The organism is Humibacter ginsengisoli, from assembly GCF_054780095.1.
Genome location: NZ_BAAGWZ010000013.1, coordinates 1 through 1,155 on the forward strand (window position 1 = coordinate 1; position 1,155 = coordinate 1,155).

The 1,155-nt window shown below is 66.3% G+C and carries 1 protein-coding gene; it reads right to left on the reverse strand.

From position 1 onward, the window contains the following. A protein-coding gene (locus tag ACYVI5_RS18850) for an IS3 family transposase (RefSeq protein ID WP_460581597.1) occupies positions 1–1,155 on the reverse strand; the annotation gives its coding sequence in 2 pieces (ribosomal slippage) (positions 1–869 and positions 872–1,155; 1,153 coding nt annotated over the 2 pieces). This gene is flagged as partial in the annotation.

Consider the following 1,155-nt stretch of genomic DNA (forward strand, 5'->3'; position numbering starts at 1 on the left):
TCGAACTCGATCGGGGTCAAACGGCCGAGTCGGGTTTGCCTGCGGCGGCGATGGTAGGTCCGTTCGATCCAGGTCACGATCGCGATCCGCAGGTCGTCTCGGGTGGCCCAGGAGTGCCGGTTGAGGACGTTCTTCTGCAGTAGGGCGAAGAAGGATTCCATGGCGGCATTGTCGCCGCAGGAAGCGACTCTGCCCATCGATCCGACCATCTGGTGTCGGCGGAGTTCGCGCACGAACTTGCGGCTGCGGAACTGCGACCCGCGGTCCGAATGCACAACGCAGCCGGCGATGTCGCCACGCATCGCAATCGCGTTGCGTAGGGCCTGGACGGCGAGGCGGGACTTCATGCGGGAGTCGATCGAGTACCCCACGATCCGGTTCGAGTGCACGTCCTTGATCGCGCAGAGATAGAGCTTGCCCTCGCCGGTCCGGTGTTCGGTGATGTCCGTCAACCACAACTGGTTCGCGCTGTCCGCGGTGAACACGTGCCGGCTGCGCCCGTCCTCATCGATCACGACACAGTGATCGTCGTGCACCGCCGGTCCCGGGCGTTTGCCGCCTCGGCCGCGTTTCTTGCCGAACACGCTCCACCAGCCGTTGGCCGATGCGATCCGCCACGCAGTCCGATCCGCCATCGGCTCCCCGACGGCGCGGGCCTCGTCGGCCAGGAGACGGTGCCCGAACTCCGGGTCGTCGCGGTGCGCGTCGAACAACGCGTTCGCCCGGTACGCCTCCACGATCTCAGCGTCCGTGATCGGGTTGCGCAGCCACCGGTAATAGGGCTGGCGGGAGAGCTTGAGGACCCGGCACGTCACCGCGACGGGGATCCCGTCCGCGGCGAGCTCCCTCACGAGCGGGTACCTCATTTTCCCGGCAGATGCGCCTGCGCGAAATACGCTGCAGCACGGCGCAGCACCTCGTTCTCCTGCTCCAATAGCCGCACCCGCTTACGCAGCTCGCGGGCCTCGTCGGTCTCCGCTCGCGTCACCCCAGGCTTCGCGCCCGTCTCAACAGCAGCCTGGTGGACCCAGTTCTGCAGACACGTCTCGCTGATTCCGAAGTCCGCCGCGATCTGACGCAACGGCACACCAGGCTCACGGTTCTGGGCGACACGAACCACATCGTCACGGAACTCACGGGGATAGGGCTTGGGCA